The organism is Desulfatitalea alkaliphila, assembly GCF_022968795.1.
In the GTDB taxonomy this organism is placed as follows: domain Bacteria; phylum Desulfobacterota; class Desulfobacteria; order Desulfobacterales; family Desulfosarcinaceae; genus Desulfatitalea; species Desulfatitalea alkaliphila.
Genome location: NZ_JALJRB010000058.1, coordinates 1 through 3207 on the forward strand (window position 1 = coordinate 1; position 3207 = coordinate 3207).

At 48.3% G+C, this 3207-nt stretch carries 5 protein-coding genes; all 5 read left to right on the plus strand.

The window, feature by feature from the left end; translation table 11 throughout:
• Nucleotides 1-1589: AAA family ATPase (locus MRX98_RS21555; protein ID WP_246915159.1), on the plus strand; the 1589-nt coding region annotated here is incomplete at its 5' end.
• Nucleotides 1586-1888, plus strand: coding sequence for a DUF3795 domain-containing protein (locus MRX98_RS22305; RefSeq protein WP_425523910.1), 303 nt, complete (start codon nucleotides 1586-1588; stop codon nucleotides 1886-1888). The genes MRX98_RS21555 and MRX98_RS22305, both read left to right, overlap by 4 nt.
• Nucleotides 1889-2021: 133 nt before the next feature.
• Nucleotides 2022-2312, plus strand: a complete 291-nt coding sequence (locus tag MRX98_RS21560; protein ID WP_246915161.1) for a BrnT family toxin — start codon at nucleotides 2022-2024, stop codon at nucleotides 2310-2312.
• Nucleotides 2312-2557 (plus strand): CopG family antitoxin, encoded by a 246-nt coding sequence (locus tag MRX98_RS21565; RefSeq protein WP_246915164.1) that lies wholly within the window; start codon nucleotides 2312-2314, stop codon nucleotides 2555-2557. The genes MRX98_RS21560 and MRX98_RS21565 overlap by 1 nt, the downstream gene beginning before the upstream one ends.
• Nucleotides 2558-2975: 418 nt before the next feature.
• Complete coding sequence (locus MRX98_RS22310) at nucleotides 2976-3140, plus strand: DUF3795 domain-containing protein (protein WP_425523911.1); 165 nt, start codon at nucleotides 2976-2978, stop codon at nucleotides 3138-3140.
• Nucleotides 3141-3207: the final 67 nt, after the last annotated feature.

A 3207-nucleotide genomic window follows, 5' to 3' on the forward strand; every position in this document is an offset into this window, starting at 1 on the left:
CCCACGAGTCGAACGCCATCCTCAAGAAGAAAGTGATCGGCAAAGAAGATGTTGATATCGCTGCGATGATCACGAAGTTGGGAAATAGTGACTGGGTGCGTCAGGGTTTGCCGTACTACGAGCAGAACGACCAGAAGTGTCCATTCTGCCAGCAATCGATCACAGAACAGTTCGCGCAAAGCCTGAACGACTATTTCGACGAGGCGTTTGAGAACGACACGAAGGCGATCAACGACCTCATAGTGCAATACACCAAGGATGCTGGTGCCATCCAGTCAGCCGTGGTCGGCATTATCGCTGAGCCAGGAAAGTTCATGGACGTGGAAAAGCTCAAGACGGAGAAGGCAGCTCTAGATCAGGCCATCGCCGCGAACACGCTGCGCCTCGAGAACAAGAAGAAAGAGCCGAGCCAGACCGTCACGTTGGACTCGCTCACGACGGTGCTTGCGGATATCGAAGCGATGATCAACGAAGCCAATGCCGAGGTCGTCAAGCACAACAAGATGGTTGATAACCTTGCGGCTGAATACCAGACACTGATTGCCGAAGTGTGGCGATACGTACTCAACGAACTCGATGTGGACCTGAAGCAGTACCGAGAGAATAAAGAAAAGATCGACAAGGCAATCGCCGGCATCGAGAAAAGCATTATGGAGGCGGAGAAGCGAATCGCTGACAAGGCCAAGGAGATCGCCGATCTTGAGAAGCAGGCGACGAGCATCCAACCCACCATCAATGCCATCAATCAGACCCTCAAGCGATTTGGGTTTGACAGCTTTTCAATTGCTGACGCTGGCGATGGAAAGCACTACAAGCTCGTCCGAGCCGACGGCTCTGATGCCAAGAAAACTCTTAGCGAAGGCGAAAAGTCCATCGTTGTGTTCCTCTACTTTTACCACCTCATCAAGGGCAGTTTCTCGGAGACCGGAATCACTAAGGATCGGATCGTGGTGTTTGATGACCCGGTGTCCAGTCTCGACAGCGATGTGCTGTTCATCGTTAGCAGTCTCATTCGTGAGGTCTGTGAGAATTGCCGTAATGGCGTCGAACACATTAAGCAGGTGTTCGTGCTTACGCACAATGTGTATTTCCACAAAGAGGTCACGTACAACCACAAACGCCTTCCCGACAAGTGTCTAGATGAAGAGTCGTTCTGGATCGTCTGCAAGGGCGTGCCGCACTCGCAGTGCGATAGGCATCAATGCAACCCAATCAAAACGTCGTATCAGCTTCTCTGGTCGGAAGTTCGCGAGGCCGAGAAGGCGGTACAGACGGGCGTGCTTGTCAGTCCGCAAATCGAGAACACGTTACGACGCATCCTGGAGCATTACTTTACGATTCTTGGTTCAGTCGATTACAAGAAGCTCTGTGACAAGTTTGATGGCCCCGACAAAGTGATGTGCAACTCGCTATTCTCGTGGGTCAACGCTGGTTCCCATTCCGCACTTGATGACGCATATATCACTCCGAGCGATGCCATGGTCAAGAACGCGCTCAGAGTGTTCAAGGAAATCTTCGTGAAGAGCGGCAATCTGGGGCACTACGAAATGATGAACCCGCCGCTTGCTACCGGGGCAGTAGCAGCATGAGCCCGAAGACTGGCTCATCGTTCATTCTCGAAGCGCCCGGTGTATCGCCAAGATGCGCCCGATGCTCTGCATTACTCACAACAGGGCCAAAGGACATAAAACCTGAGCAAATCAATTGTGATGTCTGTAAATCAACAGGAACAAGATTCTTTCATTGCAATCACTGTGAAATACGCCAATGTTGCATTTCAAAAGGTACGGAACATTGTGCAGCTTGCGATGATTATATCTGTGGTACTTTAGCCGCTTTCATAAAGTTGGCCCCTCAAGCTGGTGTGGCTCTGGAAAAGTTACGATAAACTCTAAAGAAATGCGAACAAGCGCTTCCAGGGACCCGCTGGGGAGCGCGGCCCCTAAAGCGCAACGTTCTGTGCGTAAAAGATTCAAATCTTGCCTATTGACACTTAATTATTATATATTTACAGTGTAAATATGAAAAAACTAATTTTCGAATGGGATAATCGTAAAAATACGACGAATCTGCGCAAACATGGCGTCTCATTTGACGATGCTCAAACTGTATTTTTTGATGAAAATGCAATTGAATTTTCTGACCCGGACCATTCACCCCATGAGGAACGATTCCTTTTATTAGGGTTAAGCCAAAATTTAAAAGTTTTGGTCGTTTGCCATTGTTATCGCGAGGAGGAATCAACAATCCGTATAATTTCAGCAAGAAAAGCGACCAAGAAAGAACAAAAGGTCTATTTCAGGAGGTCATAATGAGAAAAGAATATGATTTTGATAAAATGAAAGGGCGAAAAAATCCATATGCTAAACACCTCAAGAAACAGGTAACCATCAGAATGGGTGTTGATATTATAGATTATTTTAAAAACTTAGCTGAGGAAACCGGAGTTCCATATCAAAATTTAATAAATCTTTATTTGCGGGACTGCGTGCAATCGAATCGTAAGCTTTCTTTTAACTGGAGCCCACAGGGCACAGAACATTCGTCTTCACTCTGACCGGAAGGGGCGAGCCACCACAGCTTTTTCTGAGTATGGCGCTTAACAAAATTTTTGCCATTTGCTTACCCTGTACTCCCTTCCGGCAGGTGAGGCGTCCGTTATGGTTGAGTAAATGGAATTCGAGAAGGTATGGGGTCAAACCTTGAAGTGTGAATAAACAAGGTATGGGGTCAAACCTTGAAGTGTGAATAAAAACCGACAGCTCCCATGAATTGAGTTACGAAGTTGTATCATGGCACGCTAATGGAGGATCGAATTTCCCTGGGCATTGTGCAGCGCACTATCGCGGGGTGATAACCGCCGGGAGATATTTTGCTCGGAGAATGATCGGCAGTCGTGGAACGCTTATTGACAGCCGTGGCAACGAAGCCGGCAGCGTTCGTAAAAGATAGAGAGGAGGCAAAATGATTGCTTACTGCGGTGCAATAGTTGTGATATCCGCAAGTGCTGTTTGGAAAGAGGCGTGGAAAATTGTGCTGCATGCCAAGACTATATCTGCGAAACATTGTTCGGTTTCATAAAAATGGCACCCGAGGCAGGATTTGCACTTGCTCGGATTTGTTCACAATTCAAGGTGTGACCCCCATTTGTGTTGCACCCACGTCCGCGAGCCCGGCTGCGCCGTCCTGGCCGCCGTGGCCGACGGT

Coding starts and splice junctions, on each gene's coding strand:
- MRX98_RS22305 (WP_425523910.1), top strand. CDS start 1,586: ATGAGCCCGAAGACTGGCTCATCGTTCATTCTCGAAGCGCCCGGTGTA.
- MRX98_RS21560 (WP_246915161.1), top strand. CDS start 2,022: ATGAAAAAACTAATTTTCGAATGGGATAATCGTAAAAATACGACGAAT.
- MRX98_RS21565 (WP_246915164.1), top strand. CDS start 2,312: ATGAGAAAAGAATATGATTTTGATAAAATGAAAGGGCGAAAAAATCCA.